Genomic DNA, 26,019 nt, shown 5'->3' with positions numbered 1-26,019 from the left:
CGCACGACCAGCCCCACCCCCCGCACCCCCACACCGACCCCCGGCCCGCCGAACCGTTGGCGCGCGCGATCCGCGCGGGCGCCGAGGCGCTGCTCGACGCCCGCCGCGCCGACGGCGTCATCGCACCCGCCGGCGACCGCTTCTCCCCCGCCAACACCGCCGCCGCCCTCATCGCCCTGCACACCGCACGCGCCCACGGCGCCACCCCGGCCGCGGATGTCGACGCGGTGCGCGACCAGGCCGTGGCGCGCCTGTGCGCCACCCAACGCCCCGACGGCGGCTGGGCCATGGCCGGCGTCCCGACAGAGACGTTCACCACCGCCGTCGTCGCCGCCGCGCTCGCGCTGACGGCGCCCGACAGCACCGGGCGAGCCGTCGCCGCCGCGCACGACCTCGTACGCCGGCGCGGCGGCGTCGACAGCCTCCCCGAGCCCGCGATGCGCGCGCTGGCCCGGCAGTTCGCCGCCCTCGCCGACCCCGGCGCCCGGACGTCCACACCCCGGCTGCCCCTGGAACTGCTCCTCCTGCCGGGGCTCGCCCGCCGGGCACTGAGCCTGCGGCTGCCGGTCTTCGCGGCCTCCGCGCTCGGCCAGTCCGTGCGGCGCCCCCGCCGCGGGCTCGGCGGCCGGGTGGACCGCGCCCTGCGGCCCCGCGCCCTCGCCCTCGTCCGCGAGGCCTTCGCCCGGGAGCGCGGCACCGGTTCGTTCAGCGCGGACCCCTGGCTGACCGCGCTCGTCGCCCTCGGCGTCGGACGTTCGGAACTGGCCCCGGACCTGGTGCGGGCCGCCGCGCACTGGCTGACCGACGCCGCCCGGCCCGACGGCGGCTGGGACCTGATGCCCCTGGACCTCACCTGGTCCAGCTTCGCCGCCGCCGCGCTCCTGGAGGCCGGTTACGCCGACGACCCCCGGCTGGCCCCTCTCCGCACGATGCTCCGCGACCGTCAACAGGACGTGCCCTTCGAGGCGTTGGCCTGCCCGCCGGGACACTGGGGCTTCTCCACCGACCGCTCCTGGCCGATGGCGCTGGAGACCGCCGAGATCAGCGCGCTGCTGCACCGGATGCCCGGCGGCGGCGACGATCCGCACGTGCGGCGCGGCATGGAGTGGCTGACGGCCATGCAGGACCGCTCCGGCTCCTGGAGCCTGGCGGTACGCGACAGCCGGCCCGGCGGCTTCGGCCCCTGCCCGCAGATGACGGCCAAGTCCGTCCTGGCCCTCCTGGACTGCGGCGCGGGCCCGGACGACCCCCGGGTACGCAAGGGCCTGGACAGCCTCCGCCGGGCGCAGCGGCCCGACGGCGCGCTGGAGGCGATGTGGTACCGCGGCCCGGTCCCCGGCACGGCCGCGGCCCTCACCGCCTGGTCCGCCGCGGGCCTCGCGGCGACCGGACCGGCTCGCCGCGCACGCGACTTCCTCCTGCGCACCCAACTGCCGGACGGCTCCTGGGGCACGGCCGGCGAGGACCCCGGCGACCCGGCCGAGGCCTCCGACGGCACCGTCGAGGAAACCGCCTGGGCGCTCCACGCCCTGCTCACCGCCGGCGAACCACCGGACTCCGCCCCGCTCGCGAGGGCCACCGCCCACCTGCTGCACCACCAGAACCCCGACGGCACCTGGCCGGGCGCCCCCGTCAACGAGTACATACGCCGCTGCTACCGCTACGCCGACCCGGTCCTGGCCACATCACTGGCCGTCAAGGCACTGGCGGCCTCACGGAGGCCGGCCGACCGCACGGCCGAGGTGACCGGTCCGGCGGCCGGCACCCCGGCCGAGAGCACCGGTCCGGCGGCCGGCGGAGCCGGCACCGCGGCCCACGCCACCCGTCCCGGGACGACAGGCGGCCCCCGGCCGCGCCCCGCCGATGACTACGACGTCCTCGTCTGTGGTGCCGGTGTCGCGGGGCTCGCGGCCGCGCGGGGGCTCGGTGGGCTCGGGTTGCGTGTGCTGTTGCTCGACAAGCAGGCCGCGCCCCGTGACGTCGCCAAGGGGGAGGTCCTTCAGCCCGGTGCGCTGCGCGTGCTGCGCCGCTGGGGTGTGGCGGAGGTGCTGCGCGAGCGGGGCGCGGTGTCCATGGACCGTCTCGTCGTCCGCGATGCCCACGGAACGCCCCTCATGGCCCTCGATTACGGGCAACTTCCGCCCGGTGACCGCGAGTTGCTGGTCCACGACCACCGGGAGATCCTCACCGCCCTCACCGAGGGCCTCGCCGGGGGCGTCGAGGTCCGCCGCGGCACCGTCGTCCGCGAGGCCCTGCGCACCCCCGAGGGCCGGGTGACGGGCCTCGTCCTGGCCGGCCCCGACGGCGACCGTTCGGTGCGCGCGCCCCTCGTGGTCGCCGCCGACGGCGTCTCCTCCCGGCTGCGGCGCGCCGCCGGCATCCCCGGCCGCCGTACGGAGTACCCGCACCGCCTGGTCTCCGTCGAACTCGCCGATGCCGGCCACCAGGGCCCCGGGGACTTCTCCGCCTACCTCTCCGCCCGGGGGCTGCGCCTGCTCTACCCGCTGCCCGGGGACCGCGTCCGCCTGTATCTGCAATGCGCGCCCGACGAACTGCGCGGGCTCGGCGCGCGCGACTTCGCCGACTGGCTCGCCCGTGCCGTCGGCGAGGTGCCCGCACTGGCAGGGCACGCCCCGGCCCTCGCGGCGGCCGCCGGAACCCGGCAGGTCTTCACCGTCGGCCACTACCTCACCGACCGCTTCGCCGCCCCCGGCCTCGCACTGGTGGGCGAGGCCGGCTACGCCGTCCACCCGATGGCCGCCCAGGGCATGAACACGGCGATCACCAGCGCCTGGGCGCTCACCGAGGCGCTCTCGGCACAGCTGTCGGCGCACGGCCGAACGGACGGCAGGCCGGCCCTGGACGCGACCGCCGTCGACGCAGCCCTGGACGCCTACCGCCGCGAACGCGCCCCGGTCCTCGCCTCGGCCGCCCGCACCAGCGCCAACGCGGCCCGCATGGTGACGGAGCTGTCCTGGCCGGGGCGGGCCGTCGGCCGGCGGGCGGTGCGCCACACCGGCGCCAACCCGCGACTGCTGCACACGGTGACCCACAACATGGCCGGCCTCGGCCCGCTCCCGCTCACCCCCCTCGACCGCCTCCAGCAGCTCGGCCTCCTCCCGGACCCGCGCGCCCACCGCCTCCCGGCACGGCGCTGACCCCACCCCGGCCCCCACCCCGACCGAAGGAGTCGTCACCATGACCACCACCCCCGGCACCGGCACCGACACCGACCTGCGTGTCCGCCCCATGTCCGGCGCCATCGGCGCCGAAGTGCACGGCATCGACCTCGGCGAGCTCACCGACGCCCAGTTCGAGCGGATCCACGAACTGATGCTCCGTCACCTCGTGCTGTTCTTCCCCGGCCAGGAGAACCTGACCCCGAAGGCCCATGTCGCCCTCGGCCGCCGCTTCGGCGAGGTCGAGGTGCACCCGTTCCTGCCCAAGCTCGCCGACCACCCCGAGGTCACGCTCATCGAGTCCGACAAGGGCGGCAAGGCCGACGAGTGGCACATCGACGTCACCTTCAGCCCCAACCCGCCGGTCGCCTCCATCCTGCACCTGGTGACCTGTCCGCCGGCCGGCGGCGACACCATGTGGAGCAACCAGTACCTGGCCTACGAGACGCTGTCCGCGCCGTTCCGGGAGATGCTGGACGGCCTCACCGCGATCCACGTCCTCAAGGCGCCGGAGGTCGGCGAGCTCAAGGCGGAGCACCCGGTGGTCCGCGTGCACCCCGTCACCGGCCGCCGCTCGCTCTACGTCACCCGGATGTGGACCTCGCACATCCCGCAGCTGAGCAGGCCCGAGAGCGACGTCGTGCTCCAGCACCTGTTCGACCACTCCGAGCAGCCCCGCTTCACCTGCCGCCACCGCTGGGACCCGAACACCGTCGCCCTGTGGGACAACCGCGCCACCCAGCACCTCGCGATCAACGACTACGACGAGTACCGCATGGGCCGGCGCGTCACCGTCGTCGGCGACCGGCCCACCGGCGACACCCCTCGCCGCCCCGACTACGAGCGCCGCGGCGACGAGCGCTACTACCCGCGCCGGGTCACCGCCCGCTACGGCTACTGACCCGAGGAGCAGTAGATGACCTCTCCCCCGCTCGTCTTCGTGGTGGGCACCGGACGCTGCGGTTCGACGGCCCTGTCGGAGATCCTGCGCCGCCACCCGTCGGTACTGAGCCTCAGCGAGCTGTTCGCCTCGCTCCACCCCGGCGAACTGCCCGAAGAGCCGCTGGACGGCGCCGAGTTCTGGCGGATGCTCGCGAAGCCGCCGCACTTCGGGAACCGGCTGATACGCGACGGCACCCCGCTGCCCGAACACCTGTACCCGCACGCCCGGGGCCGCTTCACCGCGTCCGAGGGCATCCCGGCCCTCTCCCTCACCACGCTCCCGCACCTCACCACCGACCCGGACGCGCTGTTCGACGCCCTGCGGCCGGCCCTCACCGGGCGGCCACGGGGGCCGGTCGCCGGGCACTACCGCGCCCTGTTCGCCGCGCTCGCCGCCCGGTGCGGCGGACGGCTGGTCGTGGAGCGCTCCGGCTACTCGCTCGACCGGGTGTCCCTGCTGCACCGGCACTTCCCCGAGGCGCACTTCCTGCATCTGTACCGGGACGGTCCGGACTGCGCGGTCTCGATGAGCCGGCACCTCGGGTTCCGGTTCGTCCGGCTGATGGCCGACCTGGCCGAGGAGAGGGGCCCCGAGAAGGCCGCCGCCGAGATGGGCCGACTGCTCTCCGACGAGAGCCGCCCGCTCGCGGAGTCACTGTCCGGGCAGGTCCCGGTGGAACGGTACGGCGCCCTGTGGTCGGAGGCGATCACCGAGGGTTCGACGCAGCTCGACGCCCTCCCCGCCGGCACGCACACCGCGCTCGCCTACGAGGACCTCCTCGACGCTCCCGTACGCGAGCTGACCCGGCTGGCCGGTCTCTGGGGCATCGAGGCGGACCCGGCCTGGCTGGCCGAGGCGACCCAGTTGCTGACCACCGACCGCCGCGGCAGCGCCGCCATGCTCCCGCCCGACCGGCGCACCGCCCTGCGCGAGGCATGCGCCCCGGGCACCCGGGCCCTGGCCGCGCACGAGGCCCGCACATGAGTGAGGGGCGGTTCCGGACACCTCCGGAACCGCCCCTCCTCCTCACGACTCTCACGAGTCGGGACGACAGGATTTGAACCTGCGACCCCTTGACCCCCAGTCAAGTGCGCTACCAAGCTGCGCCACGTCCCGATGCGCGTCGTGCGGTCGAACCGCGCGTTCGCGCGTAGAGCACTCTACCCCACACCGGGCGCCGTCCCGCAGGGGGTGGGCGTGCGGGACAATCGGGGCATGAACGGGACATCCGGAGTACGCACGGACGACGGTCGGGACCGGGACGCCGAGGGGCGGGCGCGGAACGCGCGCCCGCGGGACGGGCTGGGGCGGCCCCTGCCGTACGGCGCCGAGGGCGTCGCCCGGCAGCCCGAGGGCGTCGTGCGGGAGCCGGCCGAGTCGGTCGCCGAGGCGCAGGAACTGCTGGACGCGGGGCGGCCCTTCCACGCGCACGAGGTCTTCGAGGACGCGTGGAAGACCGGCCCCGAGGAGGAGCGCGGCCTGTGGCGCGGGCTGGCGCAGCTCGCGGTAGGCCTCACGCACGCGGCCCGCGGCAATGTGACGGGCGGTGCCCGGCTGCTGCGGCGCGGCGCCGGGGCGGTGGAGGAGTGGTGCTCGGGGGCCGGGGGCACGGGTGGCCCGCACGGCCTCGCGCTGCCCGGACTGATCGCCTGGGCGCGGGAGTTGGCGTCGGACGTGGAGCGCGGCGGCGAGCCGGTCGACGCGGCGGCCCGGGCCCCTCGGCTGCGCGGCGACGCGCGGGGCTGAGCCCTCGCGCGACGCCTGCACGCGGAGCCGCCGCACGCGTTGTCAGTGGCGTGCGGCAGACTCGGGGACGTGCGAGAGATTCATGTCATCGGCATCGGCGCGGGCGACCCCGACCAGCTCACCCTGCAAGCGGTCAGGGCGCTGAAGAGCACCGACGTGTTCTTCCTCCTGGACAAGGGCGAGGTGAAGTCCGACCTCGTACGGCTGCGCCGCGACATCCTCGACGCGCATCTGCCCGAGGGCACGTACCGGGTGGCCGAGGCCCGCGACCCCGAGCGCGACCGGACGGCCGGCAGCGCCGCCTACTCCCCCGCCGTCGGCGACTGGCGCAGCGCCCGTGCCGGCATCTACGAGCGGCTGATCGCCGAGGAGCTCGGCGAGGAGGAACGCGGGGCGTTCCTGGTCTGGGGCGACCCCGCGCTGTACGACAGCACGCTGGGCATCCTGGAGGAGGTGCTGGAGCGGGGCAGGGTGACGTTCACGTATGACGTCGTCCCCGGCATCAGCAGCGTCTCCGCGCTGGCCGCCCGCCACCGCACGGGGCTGAACCGGGTGGCCCGCCCGGTCCAGATCACCACGGGCCGCCGCCTGGCGGAGGGCTTCCCGGAGGGGGTGGACGACGTGGTGGTGATGCTCGACGCGCACCAGGCCTTCCTGCGCCATGCGCAGGACGACGACCTCGACATCTACTGGGGGGCGTACATCGGCACGCCGGACGAGATCCTGGCGTCGGGGCCGATCGCGGAGACGGCTCCCGAGATCGAACGGCTGCGGGCGGAGGCGCGGGAGCGGAAGGGTTGGATCATGGACACGTATCTGCTCCGCAGGAGGCCGGCGAAATAGGGCGCCGTCCGCCCTGCCTCCCGCCTGCGCGGGAGAGGCCGGGGGTTCGGTGCGTCGGCGACCGCGGGTGGGTTGGTGGTTGCCCGCGCAGTTCCCCGCGCCCCTGAGAAGTCGGGGGGCGCCCCCTCGCTTTTAAGGGGCGCGGGGAACTGCGCGACGAGCCACGACGGACCCGCACCCGCCGACGCACCGAAGCACCCGAACTCTCCCGCGCCCGGGGTCCAAGGGGCGGAGCCCCTTGAGGGGATGGGAAGGGTAGGGGCGGCGGGGGCGAAAAACACCCGGTCGAACACCCCCCGCATGCGCCCCCACACCCCCGGTGTGATCGTGAACGCGTGACCACGACCGAGGACACCGCGCGCGCCCCCGCACAACAACCCCCCGTCCTGGACCGCCGCCGCCGCAACATCGTCTTCGCCACGATCATGCTCGGCATGCTCCTCGCCGCCCTCGACCAGACCATCGTCGGCACCGCCCTCCCCACGATCGTCGCGGACCTCGGCGGCGCCGAACACATGTCGTGGGTCGTCACGTCGTACCTGCTCGCGGAGACCGTCGCGACGGTCCTCGTCGGCAAGTTCGGCGACCTCTTCGGCCGCAAGATCGTCTTCCAGCTCAGCGCGGTCGTCTTCATCACCGGCTCGTTCCTGTGCGGCCTCGCCACCAACATGACGCTGCTGATCGTCTGGCGGGCGATGCAGGGGGTGGGCGCCGGCGGCCTGATGGTGACGGCGATGGCGCTGATCGCGGACGTCATCCCGCTGCGGGAGCGCGGCAAGTACCAGGGCGCGATCGGCGCCGTCTTCGGCGTGGCCACGGTGATCGGCCCGCTGCTCGGCGGCCTGTTCACCGACCACCTCAGCTGGCGCTGGGCGTTCTACGTCAACGTGCCGGTGGCGATCGTCGTGGTGATCGCCGCGGCGCGCACGATCCCCCGGGTGCGGGCCGCGGTCCGCCCGCGCATCGACTATCTGGGCATCGCCCTGGTCGCGATCGGCGCGAGCGCGCTGATCCTGGCCACGAGCTGGGGCGGCAACCAGTACCCGTGGGGCTCGGGGGTGATCATCGGCCTGTTCGCCCTGGGCACGGCCGGTCTGGTGCTGTTCTGCTGGGCGGAGACGCGGGCCGCCGAGCCGATGCTGCCGATGCGGCTGTTCGGTACGCCGGTGTTCGCCGTCTGTTCGATCCTCAGCTTCATCGTCGGTTTCGCGATGCTCGGCGCGCTCACCTATCTGCCGACGTATTTGCAGTACGTGGACGGCGACTCGGCGACGATCTCCGGCGTGCGCACGCTGCCCATGGTGATCGGTCTGCTGATCGCCTCGGTCGCGAGCGGCAACGTGGTGAGCCGTACCGGTCACTACCGGTACTTCCCGGTCGTCGGCTCGCTGGTGATGGCGCTCGGGCTGTATCTGATGTCGCGGATGGGCCCGGACAGCGGCCTGTGGCGGGAGTCGCTGTACATGTTCGTGCTCGGCACCGGCATCGGGCTGTCGATGCAGGTGCTGACGATCGCCGTGCAGAACACCGTGGACTACGCCGACCTCGGCACCGCGACCTCCGGCGTCACCTTCTTCCGTACGCTGGGCAGCTCGTTCGGCACGGCGGTGTTCGGCACGATCTACGCGAACTCGCTGACGCCGAATCTGACGGACGGGGTCGCGGCCGCGGCCCGGACGGGTGCCGCGGACCCGGCGACGCTGGCCCGGGCCGCGCAGAGCCCGGAGGGGGTGCACTCCCTGCCGCCCGCGGCGGCGTCGCCGATCGTGCACGCCTACGCCGACACCCTTCAGACGGTGTTCCTGTGGACCGTGCCGGTCGCGCTGCTCGGCTTCGTCGTCGCGCTGTTCCTGCGGCAGGTACGGCTGCGGGACAGCGCGCGGGCCGGGTCCTCGGACCTCGGCGAGGGGTTCGCGTCCCCGAGCAGCGCGGACTCGCGGTTGCAGCTCGAACGAGCCGTCGGGAAGATCCTCGGCAGTACGGAACGGGCCACGGCCCGGCGGATCGTCCGGGAGTCCGAGACCCGGCTGGACGTGGCCGGGGCGTGGGCGGTGATGCAGGTGGAGCTGTTCACCCGGCTGGTGGGGCACGCGAGTTTGGGGCTGCTGGCGGCGGGGCGGCGGGTGCCGCCGGAGGTGCTGCTGCCGGTGTTCGACCGGATGGTGGCGGAGGGGTATCTGACCCGGGACGGCACGCTGTACTCCCACACGGAGGCGGGCGAGCGGGAGGCACGGCTGATCACGGCGGCGTGGGGGCGGTGGCTGGCGGACCGGGTGGAGCGGGATGTGGGGCGGCCGTCCGATGCGGAGTTGCGGGCGGCGGTGGACGGGATCGCGAAGCGGGTGCTCGCGGAGGATCTCGCGCATGACTTGCCGTCCCGGCTGGCGGAGGGGGCGCCCGCGCGGGGGTGAAGCGGGCGGGGCCGGGGGGGCGGGCCGCGCCCACGAGAGAGTCCCGGACCCTACAGAACCCCGATCGACCTCAGCCTCTCCAGCACGCCCCGCACGTCCTCCACCGCCGTAACCCCCTCCGGCAGCGGAGGGCGTTGGACCACCATGACCGGGACGTCGAGTCGGTGGGCCGCCGTGAGTTTCGGGGACGTCGCCGTGCCGCCGCTGTCCTTTGTGATCAGGAGCCGGACGGCGTGGTGCCGTAGCAGGGTCAGCTCGTCCTCGAGGGTGAAGGGGCCCCGGGCGAGGAGTACCTCCGTGTGGGCCGGCAGCGGGGGGTCCGGGGGTTCCACCGCACGTACGACGAACTCGTGGTGGTCCAGCGCGGCGAACGCCGCCAGGCCCAGGCGGCCGGTGGTGAGGAGGATCCGGCGGGGGGCGAGCCCGGCCAGGGCCTGCGCCGCGGCGGCCAGGGACGGGACCGGGGTCCAGTGGGCGTCCGGGGTGGTGGGCGTGAAGCCGGGGCGGCGCAGGAAGACCGCCGGGACGCCGGCCGTCGCGGCGGCCTGTGCCGCGTGGGCGGTGATGCGCTCGGCGAAGGGGTGGGTGGCGTCGACCAGGGCGTCGACGGCGTGGGCGCGAAGCCAGTCGGCGAGCCCGGCGGCGCCGCCGAAGCCGCCGCTGCGTACCTCGCCGGGGAGCGCGCCGGGGCGGGTGACGCGGCCGGCGAGGGAGGTGGTCACCCGTACGCCGGGACGATCGGCGAGCGCGGCGGCGAGGTGCCGGGCCTCGGTGGTGCCGCCGAGGATCAGGACGTGCGGGGACATGCCGGTGAGCGTACGTGCCGGGCTCACCGTACGAGGAGCTGGATCCCGCCGACCACGGTGGCCGCGATGACGAGGCGTTCGAAGAGACGCTGGTTGATGCGGTGCACGGCCCACTTGCCGAGGAGGGCGCCCGGGATCACGAACACCACGAGCGCCGCGTCGAGCAGCAGCGAGGAGCCGTCGATCAGGCCGAGCCCCGCGCTGAACGGCACCTTGGAGACGTTGACGATGAGGAAGAAGAACGCGGAGGTGCCGAGGAAGCCGAGCTTGCGGAAGCCCGCGGAGAGCAGGTACAGCGACATCACGGGGCCGCCCGCGTTGGCGACCATCGTGGTGAAGCCGCCGAGGACGCCGTAGGAGCGGGCCTTGACCCGGCCGCCCCGGGTGGTCACCGCCTCGGGATCGCTCTCGCGTGCGGTGGTGCGCCGGCGCCACACCGTGACCGCCGCCATCATCAGCAGGATCGCGCCGATCGAGACCCGTACGATCCCGTCGCCGGCCCACACCAGGAACCCGGTGCCGAGGACGACGCCGACCGCGACCGCCGGGAACAGCCGCCACAGGGTGGGCCAGTGGGCGTGCCGCCGGTAGGTGAGGACGGCGAGGACGTCGCCGGCGATCAGGATCGGCAGCAGTACGCCGGTCGACGCGCGGGCCGGCAGCACGGCCGCGAAGACCGCCAGGCTGACGGTGTTGGCGCCGCTCACCGCGGTCTTGGAGAAGCCGACGAGGAGGGCCGCGGCGGCGAGCGCGGCGAACCCCCACGGGGAGATGTGCGTCAGCGAGATCGTGTCCATGCGGAAACCGATGCTATGCCCGCCCCACCTGGGAGGTAAGGAGCGTCTCGCCTGTCGGTCCTGGGCGCTCCGCGCGGTCCGGGCCGGGTTTCCGGCGGGGGGTCGTGGGCACCCGCGTGAGCGTGGGGAAGAGACGCGGGGCCCCGAGAACCCGCGAGGAGACACAAGACTAAGGAGAACCGCGGCATGACCGTTGTGAAGAGCACGCTCCCCGACGAGGCCCGTCGAGTGGCCGGGGACGCCCTCCAGCAGACGCTGGTGGATCTGCTCGGCCTCTCGCTCGTCGGCAAGCAGGCGCACTGGAGCATCGTCGGGCCCCGGTTCCGTTCGATCCACCTCCAGCTCGACGAGGTCGTGGACACCGCCCGTGCGTACTCCGACACCGTGGCCGAGCGCGCCGCGGCGATCGGTGTGCCGCCGGACGGCCGCCCCGAGACCATCGCCGCCTCGTTCAACCTGGGCGGCCCGAAGGTCGGCTGGGTGCGCGACTCCGACGTCGTCCAGGTGATCGTGGACGCCCTGGAGACCGCCATCAAGCGGCTGCGGGAGCGGATCGAGGCCACGGACAAGCCGGACCCGGTCACCCAGGACCTGCTGATCGCGATCACCGCCGATCTGGAGAAGCAGCGGTGGATGTTCGACGCGGAGAACTACCCGCACGAGGAGGGCTGACCCCTCGGAGACACGGCGGGGCCGCGACGACGACGGCGCCCGCCGGCGGCATGCCCGGATACGCGCACGGAAGGGGTACGTCATGACGGACGCCCTCGAACTCGACACGCTGTGGGACGAGTTCCACCGCGTGGTGAACATGACCTCCCAGGAACTGGCGGCCTGGCTGCGGGTCCAGGACGCCGGGGAGGAGACCGAGCCGCTGCCCGAGCAGGCCGGCCCGGAGACCGGTCAGCAGGTGCTGGCCATCCTCCAGAAGCGGCGCACGGACCTCACGGACGCCGACATCGACGTGATGTACGAGGTCGTGGACATCGTCACCGCCGAGCAGGACCGGGCCGACGAGCCCGAGCCGGAGCGCGGCGACAGCGACGAGGACACGGCCCGGCGCCACCGCCTGATGTCCCTCGGCCACGACCCGCTCAAACCGGACCAGACGGAGTCCCGGTCGCAGGCCCGATGAGGCCCGATGGGCCGCGAGCGATCGATGAGCGCCGATGACACCGACGACGCCCTGCCCGTCCTGCACACGCTCGGCGAACTGGGCGCCCTGGTGCGCGGCGAACCGGAGCTGTACGTCCGCTGGTCGCACGGCCCGCACGCCGATCTGGGCGCGCAGGGCAGCAGGGACGATCTGACGGGCGTGCGGATGCCGGGTCTGTCGGCCAATCCGCTCGGCGTGGAGCCGTGGTGGGAGGACCGGCCGGTGGAGCTGTGGGTGGCCCGCCGGCTCCACGACTACTCCCATCTGCCCCGCGAGAAGGGCCCCGGTGTGCGCCCCTGGGTGCTGCGGGGCCACGAGCAGGGGCGCGGCCCGGACAACGAGCCGCTGGTACGGGACGTGGAGCCGGTCGGCTGGATAGACGAACGCGTGATCAAGGAGGCCCGCACGGCGGTCGAGCGCCAGGAGGGCGACTGGGGCCCCCTGCGGCGTGCGCCGTAGGGGGCCTGCCCGTAGGCCCTGTCGTCCCGACCTCGTAGGCCCTGTCGTCCCAGTCCCAACCTCACCCGTCCGCACGAGTTCGACTTCCGCTCCCCCGGGTACTCAGGCGGCTCCGCCGCGCGACGCCCCCCTTGCGCGGCGCAGCCGAGGACTCACCGTGGGAGCGCGATGACTGACAAGAACCCCGTGAGGGCATTCGCCGAGAAGGCCGCCGACGCACTCCGCGGCGACGGCCCGCCCGAGGGCGTACCGGGCCGCCCGGGACCTGAGACCCCCACCGTCGCGGAGCCGACCGCGCCCAGGGAGCCGCTGCCGCCCAAGCCGGACCAGGGCACCCCGGAGACCGTCAGCCCCACCGGCCAGGAGACCGGCACCGATCCGCGGCGGACGGGACAGGCCGGCGCGTATCTGACCACGGCGCAGGGCGCCCGGCTGTACGACACCGACCACTCCCTCAAGGCCGGCCCGCGCGGTCCCGTCCTGCTCCAGGACCACCATCTGCGGGAGAAGATCACCCACTTCGACCACGAGCGCATCCCGGAGCGGGTGGTGCACGCGCGCGGCGCCGCGGCGCACGGCGTCTTCAAGGGGTACGGCACCGCGGCGAGCGTCACCAAGGCGGCGTTCCTCGGCAAGGACGTCGAGACGCCGGTGTTCACCCGCTTCTCCACGGTGCTCGGCTCGCGCGGCTCGGCGGACACGGTGCGCGACACCCGGGGCTTCGCGACGAAGTTCTACACCAGCGAGGGCACGTTCGACCTGGTCGGGAACAACATCCCGGTCTTCTTCATCCAGGACGCGATCAAGTTCCCGGACATCGTGCACGCCGCCAAGCCGCACCCCGACCGGGAGATCCCGCAGGCGCAGTCCGCGCACGACACGCACTGGGACTTCGTCACCCTGCACACCGAGGCCACCCACCACGTGCTGTGGAACATGTCGGACCGGGGCATCCCGCGGTCGTACCGCATGATGGAGGGCTTCGGCGTCCACACCTTCCGGCTGGTCAACGCGGAGGGCGCCACCACGCTGGTGAAGTTCCACTGGAAGCCGAAGCTGGGCGTGCACTCCCTGGTGTGGGAGGAGGCGCAGATCACCGGCGGGGTGGACCCCGACTTCCACCGCCGGGACCTGGCCGACGCGATCGAGGCGGGCGCGTACCCGCAGTGGGAGCTGGGCATCCAGACGTTCCCGGACAACCCCGAGCAGACGTTCGAGGGGATCGATCTGCTCGACCCGACGAACCTCGTCCCCGAGGAACTGGCGCCGGTGCAGCCGATCGGGCTGCTGACGCTGAACCGGAACCCGTCGAACTTCTTCGCCGAGACCGAGCAGGTCGCGTTCCACCCGGGCCATCTGGTGCCGGGCATCGACGTCACCGACGACCCGCTGCTGGCGGGGCGGCTGTTCTCGTACCTGGACACGCAGATCACCCGGCTCGCCGGCCCCAACTTCGCGCAGATCCCGGTCAACCGCACGCACGCGCCGGTCAACGACATGCTGCGGGACGGCTTCCACCAGGACGCGGTGCACACGGGTGTGGCCCCGTACCGGCCCAACTCCCTCGACGGGGGCTGCCCGTTCACCGCGGGCGCGGACGACGGGGCGTTCGTCGAGGTGCCGTTGACGGTGCCGCAGTCGAAGAAGGTCCGCGAGGCCCCGGAGACGTTCGCGGACCACTTCAGCCAGCCGCGCAGGTTCTGGCGGAGCATGAGCCCGGTGGAGCGGGAGCACATCGTCTCGGCGTACACCTTCGAGCTCGGCAAGTGCTACGAGCAGGCGGTCAAGGAGCGCGGGCTTCAGGTGCTGGCCAACATCGACCCGGAGCTGTGCGCGCCGGTCGCCGCCGGGCTCGGGCTGCCCGCGCCGGCGCCGACGGTGACCCTGGAGGAGATCGAGCCGAGCCCGGCCCTGTCCCAGGTGGGGCGGAGCTGGCCGACGGACGGCCGGATGATCGCCGTCGTCACCGACGGGCAGGGCGACCTGGACGGTGTGCGCGCGGTGCGGCAGGCCGTGCTCGACGGCGGCATGGTGCCGCTGGTCGTCGCCCCGGCGGGCGGCAGGCTGGACGCCGGGGGCGCCGAACCGGTCACCGTGCAGCGCACGTTCGCCACGGCGCGGTCGATCGAGTTCGACGCGGTGCTGGTGGCCGGGGTGCCGGGGGTGGGCGCCGACGCCTTCGGCGCCCGGGACGCGAAGGCGGCGGAGCCGGCCGCCGGGGCGGCGACGGATCCCCGGGTGCTGCTGTTGCTGGACGAGGCGTTCCGGCACGGGAAGGCGATCGCCGTCTGGGGCGGCGGGCAGGCCGTGCTGGAGGCGGCGGGCATCCCCGCCGGGGCGGCCGGCGTGGTGACGGCCGCCGACGGCCCCGCGGCCCTCGCCGAGGTGACGCGACTCCTGGCCACCCACCGCGTCTGGGACCGCTTCGCGGTCGCGGAGTAGGTCCGCGGAACAGGTTCGCGGAGCAAGTCCGCGGAACAGGTCCGCGGAACAGGTCCGTGCAGGAGGTCTCTCCGCCCCCGCCGCCCCTTCAGGGCAGGTCGCCGCTCGTCCCGATGAGCGGCTCTGTCGTGGCGGCGGGGGTCACGGTGACGAACACGGTCAGGGCGGCCAGGGCGAGGACGGCCATGACCGTGGCCATGGGGACGGCGTCGTGCGCGTCCGAGAGCCCCACGAGCGGTGCGGCGAGTCCGCCGAACAGGAACTGGCCGCAGCCGAGGAGCGCCGCCGCCGCTCCGGCGTGGGAGCCGCGCTGCCGCAGCACCAGCGCTGGCGCGTTCGGCAGCACCAGTCCGACGTGGGCGATCGTGACGAACAGCGCCGCGAGGACCGGCCACAGCCCCGCGCCGGCGAGCGCGAGGACCAGCAGGACGACGCTCGCGGCGGCCGAACCGGTCACCCCGGCACGCAGCAGGGACCGGGCACCGAGGCGGCCGACGAGGACGCCGCTCACCCCCGCGGCGGCGACGAGCCCGCACGCGTTCACCGCGAACACCAGGCTGTACTGCCGGGCACCGAGTCCGTACAGGCTCTCCAGGACGAACGGGGAGCCCGCGATGTAGGCGAACATCACCGCGAACGACAGGGCGTTGGCGAGCACGGGGCCCAGCAGGGAACGGTCGCGCAGCAGGCGGCCGTAGACCGGGCCCGCCCGGCGCCAGGCCCGCTCCTGGCGCAGGTGCGGCGGGTGGCTCTCCGGCAGCGCCCCCGCACCCGCGGCGAGCACGACGGCGCTGAGCACGGAGGTCGCCACGAACACCGCCCGCCAGCCCCACGCCTGGAGGAGCTGCGCCCCGGCGAGCGGGGCGAGCACCGGGGCCAGGCCGGTGACGAGCGTCAGCAGGGAGAAGTAGCGCGCCGCCGCCTTCCCCTCGTGCAGATCGCTGACGTACGCGTAGGCGATCACCAGGGCGAAGGCCCCGCCGAGCCCCTGCGCCGCGCGCAGCACGACGAGGAGCCAGACCGTCGGGGCGAGGCCGCACAGCAGTCCGGCCCCGGTGTAGAGGCTCAGCCCCCACAGCAGGGGCCGCCGCCGGCCCAGCGCGTCGCTCAGCGGACCGGCCACCAACTGGCCGACGGCCAGGCCCGCCAGGCATGCGGTGACGGTGAGCTGGACCGCCCATGCCGGACTGTGCAGCGTCTCGGCGAGCCGGGGCAGACCGGGGATGTACGCGTCGATGGAGACCGGGCCGAGGGCACTGAGGCTCGCGAGGATCACCAGCACCCGGACCCTGTGCCCCGCCCCGCCTCCGCCCCCGCCGCCGCCGGTCCGGTGGACCACCGCGTTCTCCGTCGTCATCGGGTCAGGCGCTCCGGGCCTGGCGCACCACGTCCGCGAGGGAGCGCGGCTCGCGGCCGGTCACGTCGGCCGCCACCCCGCTGACCCCGGCGAGGAACCCGCCGCGCGTGGCCGCGCCGAACGAGGTCACGAGCTCCGCGACCGGCTCGGGCAGGCCCGCTTCTTCCAGCGCGGCGGCGAACGTGTGGTCGTCGACGTTCACGAGTTCGACGTCACGGCCGCCGAGGTCACGGGCGAGACGCAGCAGATCGGGGGCGCCGACCGGCTCGGGGCCGGTGACGTCCACGGCCTCGTTCTCGTACCCGCCCCGGGTGAGGATCCCGGCGGCCACCGCCGCGCAGTCCTCCCGGGTGACGTACGCCGCCGCGCCGCTGCCGCTGTTGGTCGTCAGGCGGCCCGTGGCGGCGGCCTGTTCGACGACGGAGACCTGCATGTGCGCGTACAGGTTGTTGCGCAGGGCGGTCCAGCGCAGTCCGCTCTCCCGCAGCGCCCGCTCCGTTCCGGCGTGGTCGGCCACCACCACCGCGGGGTTGGCGGGCACCGGCTCGGGCACGGAGGTGTAGGCGACGTACGAGACCCCGGCCCCGGCCGCCGCCGCGAGGGCGGCCCGCTGCTGGTCGAGGCGGGAGCCCACCGCGTCGGTGGAGATGAGCAGCAGCCGTTCGACGCCGGCGAACGCGGCCTCGAGAGTGCGCGGGTCGCCGAAATCGGCCGGCCGCACCTGCGCCCCGCGGGCGGCGAGGTCGGCGAGCGCCTGTGGCGTGCGCGTGGTGAGGACCACCTCGCGGGGGTCGACGGTACGCAGCACCAGCTCGGCGGTGGCACGTCCGAGGGGACCGGACGCACCCGTGATGCCGATCATGATCACACCAATCTGTAGCAATGATGATTACAGTGAAGGACTGTAATCACCACGACTACGAATTGGCAAGGCGCTCCCGGTGAGCAACAGGAACATCCGGGATCAACACGTCATTTCCGGCGGTGCCGCAGCAGCGCGCACCGCAGGGCCGACAGCACCGGCTCCTCCGGCGGAGGGCCGTCCACGCTGTCGACCACCGCCCGCGCCACCAGCCGCAGCTTCACGTTCGCCCGCTGCGAGGTCTCGCGCAGGATCTCCCACGCCTGCTCCGCCGTGCACACCTCCGCCGCCATCAGCACCCCCGTCGCCCGGTCGATCAACGGCCGTGACACCAGGGCCTGTCGCAGCTGATCGACCTCTTCCTCCAGCCGCCGGGCAAGCTCTTCCCGCTCCCTGGCGGCCGCCGACGGTCCGGGCGCCGGCGCCTCGTCGCCGTCGAGCGCGGTGAACTCCAGCACTCTGCGTGGCTGGCCGCTCCAGTGGACGGTCCGTACCGGGATGCCCGTACGCCGCTGGAAGTCGCCGACGGCCCGGAGGAAGGCGAGGCCGGCGGAGTCCATGTAGGTGACACCGGCCATGTCGAGCGTCACGCCCCCGGCGCCGGCGGAGACGCGCGCCAGGACGTCGGTCAGCGGCTCGACGGTTCCGTGGACGATCTCCCCGCGCAGGGTGAGCAGCACACCGCCGTCACCACGCCCTTCGTCGACGACGATGCCCACGGGTATGTCCGTGCCGGTGCGCAGCATCTCCCAACCCCCGACGGGATCTCTCGGCGGCCCTTGGGATCACCCCTGCCCGGGGCGGGGCGTTCCACGCGTGCGGCACCCCGCGCAGTCGGCAAGAGGCCGGTAAAGGGACGGGATCCGGGGGGCGGCGCACGCACCGAGGGGCCGGAGTGACGGTCCGCCAACCGTCGCTCCGGCCCCTCCACCTACCCCTGTTTCCGGTAGTGGTCTCTGCCCCCGTGGCTGTCTCAGTCCTCGCCCCGGACGATGTTGCCCTCGGAGTCCCGCACCGCTTCCGTCCCGCGCAGTTCGCCGCGCTCCTCGACCGCCGGCACGCAGGTGCGTACGCCCTTCCCCCGGGCCTGCCTGGCCTTGGCCCAGCCGGTCTCCGGTCGGTCGGCGACGCAGGTGTCAGGTATGTGCGCGGTCACAGCGAGTCATCTTCCTTCTTCATCCTGGAGAATCGGGACGTTCCGGTGCCCGCAGCTCCGGGTGCCCAGCGGCCCACGGCCGAAACACCTCACAGCTCCCGGGGTTCCAGCGGCCGCAGGGCCGGGCCCTGGACGACCGCGCCGTCCGGGTCGAAGCGGGAGCCGTGGCACGGGCACTCCCAGGCGCGTTCGGCGCGGTTGAAGGCGACCAGACAGCCCAGGTGGGTGCAGCGCGCGGAGACGGCGTGCAGGGCTCCGGCCTCGTCGCGGTGGACGGCGGTGCGCTTGCCGTCGACGTGGACGATCGCGCCGTCGCCCGGGGCGATCTCGTCGACGCCGGGGCCACTCATCGAGGTGAGCCGGTCGCCGACGAAGTGCTTGGCGACCTTGGCCTGGTTCTTGAGGAACTCCCCGCCCTCGCGGACGACCGAGCCGAGCCGCCGGGGGTCGTACAGTCCGCTCCACTCGGGCGTGCGCCCGCCGATCAGATCGGCGAGCAGCCTGCCCGCCATGATGCCGCCGCTCAGCCCCCAGCCGCCGAACCCGGTGGCCACATAGGCGTGACGGCTGCCCTGGTGCAGGGGGCCGACGAGCGGGACGGTGTCCGTGGAGTCGTTGTCCTGGGTGGCCCAGCGGTGGCTGAGGCGAAGGTCGCCGAAGTGGCGTCCGGCCCATTCGGTGAGCCGGCCGAACCGCTCCTCGACGTCCTCCCCGGCGCCCGGGGTGAAGTGCTCGCCGGTGATGACGAGGAGCCGTTTGCCGTCCGTGTACGGGGCCGTCCGCACCGAACGGGTGTTCTCGTCGGGCGTGATGTACATGCCGCGCGGGGCGGCCTCGGCCTCGATGGGCGCGGCGATCACGAGTTCGCGGCGCGGGGAGAGCCGGGTGAACAGCAGCGCGCGGTCGAAGACGGGGTAGTGCGTGGCGACGACGACCGCCCCCGCCTTCACCTCCGTCCCCGCCTCCGTGGTGAGCACGCAGGGCTCGCCCTCGGTGAGTCCGGTGACGCGGGTGTTCTCGTGCAGGGTGCCGCCCCGGCGGCGGATGTCCTCGGCGAGCGCCCTGAGGTACTTGACGGGGTGGAACTGTGCCTGGTCGGTGACCTTGACGGCGCCCGCGACGGGGAAGGGCAGGTCGGTGTCGGTGGTGAACTCGGCGGGCAGCCCGGCCTCGCGGGCGGCCTCGGCCTCGGCGCGCAGCTCGTCGACGCGGCCGGCCTTCCGCGTGAAGGTGTAGGCCGCGCTCTCCTCCCACTCGCACTCGATGCCGAGCTCGGCGGCGATCTCCCCGGCGTGCCGGACGGCCTCGTACTGGGAGCGGGCGTACAGCCGGGCGGCCTCGGCGTCGCGGGTGCGGCGCAGCTTGTCGTAGATCAGGGTGTGCTGGGCGGTCAGCTTCGCCGTGGTGTAGCCGGTGACCCCGGCGGCGAGCCGGCCTGCCTCCAGGACGGCGACGCGGTGGCCGTCGCGGGCCAGTTCCCAGGCGGTGCTGAGCCCGGCGATGCCGCCGCCGACGACGGCGACGTCCACGGTGAGGCCGTCGGCCGGGGGCGGTCCGGGTTCCCCCGCGGGGGCCGTCTCGAGCCAGTACGACCGGTGAAGTGCTGCCTGCTCGTCCATGTGGCCCCGGGTTCCCCCGGGGCCCGGGGCCACACCGTGCGACCGCTCGCGTCGCGCGTTCAGACCAGGTCGGCCCCCAGGACGGGGCGGCCCAGGGCGCGGCCACCGGCACCGGCGTCCCCTCCGCCGTCGCCGTCGGCCGCGTCGACGTCGTCGAGGAAGCCGCCCGACTGGTGCTGCCACAGCTTGGCGTAGGCCCCCTCGGAGGCGAGGAGCTGCTGGTGGGTGCCCTGCTCGATGATCCGGCCGCGGTCGAGGACGACGAGCCGGTCCATGCCGGCGACCGTGCTCAGCCGGTGGGCGACGACGAGCGCCGTGCGCCCCTCCATGAGCCGCCACAGCGCCTCCTGGATCAGCACCTCGCTCTCGGAGTCCAGGGCGCTGGTCGCCTCGTCGAGCAGCAGGATCGGCGCGTCGCGCAGGATCGCGCGGGCGAGGGCGACCCGCTGGCGCTGGCCGCCGGAGAGCTTGACTCCGCGCTCGCCGACCATGGTGTCGAAGCCGTCCGGCAGCCCGTCGGCGAACTCGGTGACGTGCGCCGCCTCGGCCGCGCGGCGGATCTCGGCCTCGGTGGCGTCCGGCCGGGCGAACGCGATGTTCTCGCGCAGGGTGCGGTGGAACATCGCCGGGTCCTGCGGCACGTACGCCATCAGGCTGCGCAGGTCGGCCTGGCGGAGCCGGGTGATGTCCTGGCCGCCGACCAGGATGCGGCCGGCGTCGATGTCCGTCATCCGCAGCAGCAGCCGGGTGAGGGTGGTCTTGCCGCCGCCGGAGCGCCCGACCAGGCCGATCTTCGCCCCGTCGGGCACGGTCAGCTCCAGGCCCCGGAAGAGCGGTGTGCCGCCGCCGTGGGCGAAGGTCACCCGCTCGAAGCGGATGCCGGCGGGCCCGGGCCGCAGCGGCTCGGGGGACGGCGGGTCCAGCACGGTCGGCGGCCGCAACAGCAGGTCGGTGAATTGCGCGGCCTCCGTCATCGCGCTCTCCAGCCGCCGGTAGATCTGGTTGAACTCGAACATGATGCGGGTGGCGTTGCCGTAGTAGGTGAACGCCACCACGATCGCCTCCACGCCGTGCGCGCCGCCGCCGAGGACGACGGCGAGCAGCAGGCCGAGCGCGTTGGTCAGCACCGACATCGGTGCGACGAAGGTGTCGATGCGCAGGTTGCCGTAGTCCCACGAGCGCAGCGTCAGCCGCCGGGAGTGGGCGACGCGGTCGCGGTGTTCGGCGGCCTCGCGCTCCTCGGCGGCGAACGCGCGGACGGTGTCCATGTTCATCAGACTGTCGGCGACGTGCCCCGCGACCCGGGCGATGGCCTCCTCACGCCGGCGCACCAGGGCCTGCCTGCGCCGGATGAGGGGCGCCACGCAAACCGTCGTGGTCAGGAGCATCGCCAGCAGGCCGACGACGAGCAGCGGCTCGTAGCGCCACAGCACCACCGCCCCGAAGGCCAGGGGCACGATCCGGCCGATGACCTGGAACGTCATCGTGTCGACGCAGTCCTCGAAGCGGGAGGCGAAGCTGAGGACCCGTTTGGTCAGCGCCCCGGCGAAGTTGTCGTGGAAGAACGCGGCGTCCTTCGCGAACAGTTCGTCCATCCCGGTGATGTACAGGCGTTCGATGCCGCGGGCGGCGAGGCGGTTGAGGCAGTGCAGACCGAGGCGCCAGAGCAACTCTGCGAGGAGCAGGACCCCGGCGAAGCCGAGGACGTACGGCAGCGAGCTGCCGAGGCGGAGATCGGCGTGGTCGGCGATACGGCCGACGAGCTTGGCGACGACCAGCGGGGCGATGTAGTTGATGCCGATGTTGCCCAGTGCGGGCAGCAGCATCGCGCCCGCGGTCAGCCACTTGCGCCGGGCGAGTTCCCGGCCGTAGTGGCGCAGCGCGAGGAGGACGGGGCCGGTGCGTTTGGAGCGGCCCGGCGGGGAATCGTGCACCTGTTGTGACGACATGGAAACCCTCCGTAGTCATGAGGGGGCGCACCGCACGGCGGTCGTGTGTGAGGGGCCCGGTGGAAGAGGGCAGTTTCCCGCGCGGGGACCGGCGCGGTCCAAGAGTTTTCTCGCCGGCCGTACGGTGTGCGAACAGGTTCGGCCACGGGCCCGCGCACGTCCGGGAATTCCGTGCACGCGGGAAATCGGGAATTCCGTGGACGCGGGAATGACGAAGGCCGGTTTCGGATGCCTTCCGAAACCGGCCCTGAACGGCGACTCTCACGAGTCGGGACGACAGGATTTGAACCTGCGACCCCTTGACCCCCAGTCAAGTGCGCTACCAAGCTGCGCCACGTCCCGTTGCCCGTCTGACCTGGGGTTTCCCCCGGGTGAACGCGCACGGAAACCATACCGCACTCCGGGCGGTCGCCGCGCACGGCTTTCCGCGCGGTGCCCGGGCCGACGGGGCGCCGGTGGCCGGTCAGCCGGTGGCCGGGGCGCCGGTCAGCCGGTGGCCGGGGCGCCGGTCAGCCGGTGGCCGGGAGGCCGAGCGTCGGGTGGGCCTCCAGGAGGCGGGGCGGGGCCGCCTGCCGCCAGGAGTCGGCGAGGATGTCGCGCAGTTCCGCCTCGTCCTCCAGGGCCGCGAGCCGTGCGCGCACCCAGGCGAAGGACGCCTCGTGGCCCGCGATCCAGAACTTGTCGGGCTCGGCGAGCACGAGTTCGTCGCGCTCCACCTTCGGGCAGCGCACGGCGAGGGACGTCTCGTCCTCGGGCAGGGTGGCGAACATCTTTCCCGCGACGCGGAACGTGGGCATGCTCCAGGCGGTCTTCTCCGCCGTGTCCGGCAGGGAGAGGGCGATACGGCGTACGTCTTCGGCATCCGGCATGCCCGCACGCTAACCAACGCCACTGACACCGGGGCGCCGGCGTCGGGGTGCCGGCGCCGGGGCACACGCCGGGGCGCTCTCAGTGCGCCGTCGCGGCCCCGGTCAGCGCGTCCAGTACGGGGCGGATCAGCGGGTGCTCCTCCGCGCCCCGGCGTACCGCCGCGAACACCCGGCGCGTGGGGGCCACGCCGTCCACCGGCCGGACCACGACCCCGCTGAGGTCCATTCCGCGCAGCGCCGAGCGCGGCACGAGCGCCACGCCGACCCCGGCGGACGCCAGCGAGATGACGGCGCTGAAGTCGTCGGAGGAGTGTTCGAGACGGGGCTGGAAGCCGGCGTGCTCGCAGGCCAGGACGACCACGTCGTGGCAGGGGTTGCCCGGGTAGGGGCCGATCCACGGGTCCTTGGCGAGCTCGGCGAGCGGCACGACCTCCGCCCCGGCCAGCCGGTGGGCGACGGGGACGACCGCCTCGAACGGTTCGGCGTACAGCGCGATGTGGGTGAGCCGGGGGTCGTCGGCGCCCGGGGCGCCCCGGTACTCGACGGCGACCGCCACGTCCACCTGCCGGTCCAGGACCATCGGCAGGCTGGCGTCGCCCTCGGCGTCCTGGACGCGGACGCGGATGCCGGGTGCGGTACGGGCCAGGGTGGCCAGTGCGGGGGCGACGACCAGGCCGATTCCGGTGGCGAACGCGGCGAGCGTGACCGTGCCGGCCGAGCCCCCGCTGTATGCCGCGAGCTCGGCCTCCGCACGCTCCAGCTGGGCGAGGACGGCGTGGGTGTGGCCGAGCAGGATCTCCCCGGCCGCCGTCAGCCGCACGCCCCTGGCGCCGCGCTCCACGAGGCGGTGCCCGGTCTCCTGCTCCAGTGCGGCCAGCTGCTGCGAGACGGCGGAGGGCGTGAGATACAACGCGGCAGCGGCCGCGGTCACCGTGCGGTGATCCGCCACCGCACGAAGGATGTGCAACCGCCGTGCCTCAATCACACGCCCGATTATCGCAGGCCAGGGTTGTGCCCCCGCCGCGCCTGCCCTTCCCGTCCCTTCACGGGGCTTGAAAAGCTGGGGGGCGCCCCCCAACCTTTCAGGGGCGCGGGGAACTGCGCGACCAGCCACATCCGGCCCGCACCCGCCGACGCACCCCGCCCGCCCGAGTTCTCAGGCGCCCAGCTCGGCTCGCGCCGCGACGAACGCCGCCACCGCCCGCTCCACGTCCTCCGTCGAGTGCGCGGCGGACAGCTGGACCCGGATGCGCGCCGCGCCCTCCGGCACCACCGGGTACGAGAACCCGATCACGTACACGCCCCGCTCCAGCAGCAGCTCGGCCATCCGGCCCGCCTCCGCCGCGTCGCCGATCATCACCGGGGCGATCGCGTGGTCGCCGGGGAGGACGTCGAACCCCTCCTCCCCCATCCGCCGCCGGAACAGCTCCGTGTTGGCGGCCAGCCGCTCCCGCAGCTCCCCCGCCGACTCCAGCAGATCCAGCACCTTCAGCGACGCCGCCGCGATCACCGGCGCGAGCGTGTTGGAGAACAGGTACGGCCGCGACCGCTGCCGCAGCAGCGCGACGATCTCGGCGCGCGCGGCGACGTACCCGCCCGACGCGCCCCCGAGCGCCTTGCCCAGCGTGCCGGTGAGGATGTCGACCCGGTCCATGACGCCGTGCAGCTCGGGCGTGCCCCGGCCGCCGGGGCCGACGAAGCCGACGGCGTGCGAGTCGTCGACCATGACCATGGCGTCGTACCGGTCGGCGAGGTCGCAGATCTCGGCGAGCGGCGCCACGTAGCCGTCCATCGAGAAGACGCCGTCGGTGACGATCAGCCTGCGCCGGGCGTCCCCGGCCGCCTTGAGCTGCGCCTCCAGGTCGGCCATGTCCCGGTTGGCGTAGCGGAAGCGGCGGGCCTTGGACAGCCGGATGCCGTCGATGATCGAGGCGTGGTTCAGCGCGTCGGAGATCACCGCGTCCTCGGTGCCGAGCAGCGTCTCGAAGACGCCGCCGTTGGCGTCGAAGCAGGAGGAGTACAGGATCGTGTCCTCCTGGCCGAGGAAGGCGGAGAGCCGGGCCTCCAGCTCCTTGTGCACCTCCTGCGTGCCGCAGATGAAACGGACGGAGGCCATGCCGTAGCCCCAGCGGTCCAGCGCCTCGTGGGCGGCGGCGACCACCTCGGGGTGGTCGGCGAGACCGAGGTAGTTGTTGGCGCAGAAGTTGAGGACCTCGCCGGGCCGGCCGCCGGCGGTGACGGCGACGGTCGCGGACTGCGGGGTGCCGAGGACGCGCTCGGGCTTGTGCAGCCCGGCGGCGCGGATCTCGTCGAGGGTGGCGCGAAGGTCGTCGCGTACGGAGGCGAACATGTCAGAAACTCCTGGGGATACGGGAGAGGAGGGTGGCTCACGCGGTCCAGTCGAGGATGACCTTGCCGCCCCGGCCGCTCGCGGCGTCGGCGAACGCGGCCTCGTACTCGGCGTAGCCGTACCGGCCGGTGATGACGGGGGCGAGGTCGAGACCGCCCTCCAGCAGGACGGACATCGCGTACCAGGTCTCGAACATCTCCCGGCCGTAGATGCCCTTGAGGGTGAGCATCGACGTGACGATCCGGGCGAAGTCGACGGGGAACTCCTCGGCGGGCAGGCCGAGCATGGCGATCCGGCCGCCGTGCGTCATGTTGGCGATCATGTCGCGCAGTGCCTCGGGGCGGCCGGACATCTCCAGGCCGACGTCGAAGCCCTCGCGCAGCCCCAGCTCGCGCTGTCCGTCGGCGATCGTGGCGGCGGAGACGTCGAGGGCCAGGCTGACGCCGATCTTGCGGGCCAGCTCGAGGCGCTCCTCGCTCACGTCGGTGACGACGACATGGCGGGCGCCGGCGTGCCGGGCCACGGCGGCGGCCATCAGGCCGATGGGTCCGGCGCCGGTGATCAGCACGTCCTCGCCGACCAGCGGGAAGGACAGCGCGGTGTGCACGGCGTTGCCGAACGGGTCGAAGATGGCGGCCACGTCGAGATCGACGGGAACGCGGTGCACCCACACGTTGGACGCGGGCAGGGCGACGTACTCGGCGAACGCGCCGTCGCGCCCGACGCCGAGGCCGACGGTGGCCCGGCACAGGTGGCGGCGCCCGGCCAGGCAGTTGCGGCACGTGCCGCACACCAGGTGGCCCTCGCCGCTGACCCGGTCGCCCGCCTTGATCTCGGTGACGTCGCGGCCGGTGTCGACGACCTCGCCGACGAACTCGTGCCCGAGCACCAGCGGGGTGGTGATGGTCTGCCGCGCCCACCCGTCCCAGGAGCGGATGTGCAGATCGGTGCCGCAGATCCCGGTGCGCAGCACCTTGATCAGTACATCACCGGGGCCGATGGTCGGTTCGGGTACGTCCCGGAGCCACAGACCGGGCTCCGCCTTCTGCTTGACCAGCGCTTTCACGCGTACGGC

General features: G+C 73.8%; 22 protein-coding genes and 2 tRNA genes. 10 read left to right on the top strand and 14 right to left on the bottom strand.

Annotated features, from left to right (window positions below; genetic code table 11):
* From IO29_RS39085 to IO29_RS26380, 3 genes are all read left to right on the top strand, one after another.
* Positions 1–3,158 (top strand): FAD-dependent monooxygenase (locus tag IO29_RS39085; RefSeq protein WP_199808931.1); only part of this gene is annotated, 3,158 nt, incomplete at its 5' end.
* A 40-nt stretch (positions 3,159–3,198) separates the two neighbouring features.
* Positions 3,199–4,080, top strand: a complete 882-nt coding sequence (locus IO29_RS26385) for a TauD/TfdA dioxygenase family protein (RefSeq protein WP_051707906.1) — start codon at positions 3,199–3,201, stop codon at positions 4,078–4,080.
* A 15-nt stretch (positions 4,081–4,095) separates the two neighbouring features.
* The gene (locus IO29_RS26380; protein ID WP_030380233.1) at positions 4,096–5,106 is read left to right on the top strand and encodes a sulfotransferase; all 1,011 of its coding nucleotides are present in this window, start codon (positions 4,096–4,098) and stop codon (positions 5,104–5,106) included.
* Positions 5,107–5,164: 58 nt separating this feature from the next.
* On the opposite strand, the gene IO29_RS26375 is transcribed toward IO29_RS26380, so the two are convergent.
* Positions 5,165–5,238 (bottom strand) — tRNA-Pro (locus IO29_RS26375).
* A 99-nt stretch (positions 5,239–5,337) separates the two neighbouring features.
* On the opposite strand from IO29_RS26375, the gene IO29_RS26370 reads away from it, so the two are divergent.
* The 3 genes from IO29_RS26370 to IO29_RS26360 all read left to right on the top strand — a co-directional run bounded on the left by IO29_RS26370 (position 5,338) and on the right by IO29_RS26360 (position 9,122).
* The gene (locus IO29_RS26370; RefSeq protein WP_030380234.1) at positions 5,338–5,868 is read left to right on the top strand and encodes a DUF309 domain-containing protein; all 531 of its coding nucleotides are present in this window, start codon (positions 5,338–5,340) and stop codon (positions 5,866–5,868) included.
* A 69-nt stretch (positions 5,869–5,937) separates the two neighbouring features.
* A complete protein-coding gene (gene cobF / locus IO29_RS26365) occupies positions 5,938–6,711 on the top strand; it encodes a precorrin-6A synthase (deacetylating) (protein WP_030380235.1) in 774 nt (257 codons plus the stop codon).
* A gap of 335 nt (positions 6,712–7,046) precedes the next feature.
* Positions 7,047–9,122 carry an MDR family MFS transporter gene (locus IO29_RS26360; RefSeq protein ID WP_030380236.1) on the top strand — a complete coding sequence of 692 codons (2,076 nt, stop codon included), beginning with the start codon at positions 7,047–7,049 and terminating at the stop codon, positions 9,120–9,122.
* Positions 9,123–9,172: 50 nt separating this feature from the next.
* On the opposite strand, the gene IO29_RS26355 is transcribed toward IO29_RS26360, so the two are convergent.
* Positions 9,173–9,928, bottom strand: a complete 756-nt coding sequence (locus IO29_RS26355) for a cobalt-precorrin-6A reductase (RefSeq protein WP_030380237.1) — start codon at positions 9,926–9,928, stop codon at positions 9,173–9,175.
* A gap of 23 nt (positions 9,929–9,951) precedes the next feature.
* Positions 9,952–10,725, bottom strand: a complete 774-nt coding sequence (locus IO29_RS26350) for a sulfite exporter TauE/SafE family protein (protein WP_030380238.1) — start codon at positions 10,723–10,725, stop codon at positions 9,952–9,954.
* Positions 10,726–10,911: 186 nt separating this feature from the next.
* Between IO29_RS26350 and IO29_RS26345 the strand changes: the two genes are divergently transcribed.
* The 4 genes from IO29_RS26345 (at position 10,912) to IO29_RS26330 (ending at position 14,782) form a co-directional block, all read left to right on the top strand.
* Complete coding sequence (locus IO29_RS26345) at positions 10,912–11,397, top strand: Dps family protein (protein WP_030380239.1); 486 nt, start codon at positions 10,912–10,914, stop codon at positions 11,395–11,397.
* 82 nt (positions 11,398–11,479) lie between these two features.
* On the top strand, positions 11,480–11,860 hold the full coding sequence (locus IO29_RS26340; protein WP_030380240.1) for a DUF3140 domain-containing protein: 381 nt from the start codon (positions 11,480–11,482) through the stop codon (positions 11,858–11,860).
* A gap of 24 nt (positions 11,861–11,884) precedes the next feature.
* Positions 11,885–12,340 carry a DUF6098 family protein gene (locus tag IO29_RS26335; RefSeq protein WP_030380241.1) on the top strand — a complete coding sequence of 152 codons (456 nt, stop codon included), beginning with the start codon at positions 11,885–11,887 and terminating at the stop codon, positions 12,338–12,340.
* A gap of 168 nt (positions 12,341–12,508) precedes the next feature.
* Positions 12,509–14,782, top strand: a complete 2,274-nt coding sequence (locus IO29_RS26330) for a catalase (protein WP_030380242.1) — start codon at positions 12,509–12,511, stop codon at positions 14,780–14,782.
* 88 nt (positions 14,783–14,870) lie between these two features.
* On the opposite strand, the gene IO29_RS26325 is transcribed toward IO29_RS26330, so the two are convergent.
* The 11 genes from IO29_RS26325 to tdh form a co-directional block, all read right to left on the bottom strand.
* Entirely contained in the window at positions 14,871–16,139 is a 1,269-nt protein-coding gene (locus IO29_RS26325; protein ID WP_030994059.1) for a multidrug effflux MFS transporter, read from the bottom strand.
* Positions 16,140–16,143: 4 nt separating this feature from the next.
* The gene (locus IO29_RS26320) at positions 16,144–17,001 is read right to left on the bottom strand and encodes an NAD(P)H-binding protein (protein WP_234307539.1); all 858 of its coding nucleotides are present in this window, start codon (positions 16,999–17,001) and stop codon (positions 16,144–16,146) included.
* 110 nt (positions 17,002–17,111) lie between these two features.
* A complete protein-coding gene (locus tag IO29_RS26315; protein WP_051707907.1) occupies positions 17,112–17,747 on the bottom strand; it encodes an ANTAR domain-containing protein in 636 nt (211 codons plus the stop codon).
* Between the two features lie 227 nt (positions 17,748–17,974).
* A complete protein-coding gene (locus IO29_RS26310) occupies positions 17,975–18,157 on the bottom strand; it encodes a hypothetical protein (protein ID WP_033226444.1) in 183 nt (60 codons plus the stop codon).
* Between the two features lie 89 nt (positions 18,158–18,246).
* Positions 18,247–19,776, bottom strand: a complete 1,530-nt coding sequence (locus IO29_RS26305; RefSeq protein ID WP_030380246.1) for an FAD-dependent oxidoreductase — start codon at positions 19,774–19,776, stop codon at positions 18,247–18,249.
* A gap of 59 nt (positions 19,777–19,835) precedes the next feature.
* Complete coding sequence (locus IO29_RS26300) at positions 19,836–21,725, bottom strand: ABC transporter ATP-binding protein (RefSeq protein WP_030380247.1); 1,890 nt, start codon at positions 21,723–21,725, stop codon at positions 19,836–19,838.
* Positions 21,726–21,993: 268 nt separating this feature from the next.
* Positions 21,994–22,067: transfer RNA gene (locus IO29_RS26295), tRNA-Pro, on the bottom strand.
* 167 nt (positions 22,068–22,234) lie between these two features.
* Complete coding sequence (locus IO29_RS26290) at positions 22,235–22,594, bottom strand: MmcQ/YjbR family DNA-binding protein (protein WP_030380248.1); 360 nt, start codon at positions 22,592–22,594, stop codon at positions 22,235–22,237.
* A gap of 79 nt (positions 22,595–22,673) precedes the next feature.
* Entirely contained in the window at positions 22,674–23,579 is a 906-nt protein-coding gene (locus tag IO29_RS26285) for a LysR family transcriptional regulator (RefSeq protein ID WP_030380249.1), read from the bottom strand.
* A gap of 171 nt (positions 23,580–23,750) precedes the next feature.
* Positions 23,751–24,944 carry a glycine C-acetyltransferase gene (locus IO29_RS26280; RefSeq protein WP_030380250.1) on the bottom strand — a complete coding sequence of 398 codons (1,194 nt, stop codon included), beginning with the start codon at positions 24,942–24,944 and terminating at the stop codon, positions 23,751–23,753.
* A 37-nt stretch (positions 24,945–24,981) separates the two neighbouring features.
* Positions 24,982–26,010 (bottom strand): L-threonine 3-dehydrogenase, encoded by a 1,029-nt coding sequence (gene tdh / locus IO29_RS26275; RefSeq protein WP_030380251.1) that lies wholly within the window; start codon positions 26,008–26,010, stop codon positions 24,982–24,984.
* Positions 26,011–26,019 lie beyond the last annotated feature (9 nt).

Origin of the sequence: Streptomyces sp. NRRL F-6676, assembly GCF_000725625.1 — a bacterium.
Classification (GTDB): Bacteria; Actinomycetota; Actinomycetes; order Streptomycetales; family Streptomycetaceae; genus Streptomyces.
This window is presented reverse-complemented; position numbering and strand designations above follow the sequence as displayed.

Excerpts from the sequence above, each read along its gene's own strand:
- IO29_RS26385 (WP_051707906.1), top strand. The coding sequence starts at position 3,199 with ATGACCACCACCCCCGGCACCGGCACCGACACCGACCTGCGTGTCCGC.
- IO29_RS26380 (WP_030380233.1), top strand. The coding sequence starts at position 4,096 with ATGACCTCTCCCCCGCTCGTCTTCGTGGTGGGCACCGGACGCTGCGGT.
- IO29_RS26370 (WP_030380234.1), top strand. The coding sequence starts at position 5,338 with ATGAACGGGACATCCGGAGTACGCACGGACGACGGTCGGGACCGGGAC.
- IO29_RS26355 (WP_030380237.1), bottom strand. The coding sequence starts at position 9,928 with ATGTCCCCGCACGTCCTGATCCTCGGCGGCACCACCGAGGCCCGGCAC.
- IO29_RS26350 (WP_030380238.1), bottom strand. The coding sequence starts at position 10,725 with ATGGACACGATCTCGCTGACGCACATCTCCCCGTGGGGGTTCGCCGCG.
- IO29_RS26345 (WP_030380239.1), top strand. The coding sequence starts at position 10,912 with ATGACCGTTGTGAAGAGCACGCTCCCCGACGAGGCCCGTCGAGTGGCC.
- IO29_RS26340 (WP_030380240.1), top strand. The coding sequence starts at position 11,480 with ATGACGGACGCCCTCGAACTCGACACGCTGTGGGACGAGTTCCACCGC.
- IO29_RS26335 (WP_030380241.1), top strand. The coding sequence starts at position 11,885 with ATGAGCGCCGATGACACCGACGACGCCCTGCCCGTCCTGCACACGCTC.
- IO29_RS26330 (WP_030380242.1), top strand. The coding sequence starts at position 12,509 with ATGACTGACAAGAACCCCGTGAGGGCATTCGCCGAGAAGGCCGCCGAC.
- IO29_RS26325 (WP_030994059.1), bottom strand. The coding sequence starts at position 16,139 with ATGACGACGGAGAACGCGGTGGTCCACCGGACCGGCGGCGGCGGGGGC.
- IO29_RS26320 (WP_234307539.1), bottom strand. The coding sequence starts at position 17,001 with ATGATCGGCATCACGGGTGCGTCCGGTCCCCTCGGACGTGCCACCGCC.
- IO29_RS26315 (WP_051707907.1), bottom strand. The coding sequence starts at position 17,747 with ATGCTGCGCACCGGCACGGACATACCCGTGGGCATCGTCGTCGACGAA.
- IO29_RS26305 (WP_030380246.1), bottom strand. The coding sequence starts at position 19,776 with ATGGACGAGCAGGCAGCACTTCACCGGTCGTACTGGCTCGAGACGGCC.
- IO29_RS26300 (WP_030380247.1), bottom strand. The coding sequence starts at position 21,725 with ATGTCGTCACAACAGGTGCACGATTCCCCGCCGGGCCGCTCCAAACGC.
- IO29_RS26290 (WP_030380248.1), bottom strand. The coding sequence starts at position 22,594 with ATGCCGGATGCCGAAGACGTACGCCGTATCGCCCTCTCCCTGCCGGAC.
- IO29_RS26280 (WP_030380250.1), bottom strand. The coding sequence starts at position 24,944 with ATGTTCGCCTCCGTACGCGACGACCTTCGCGCCACCCTCGACGAGATC.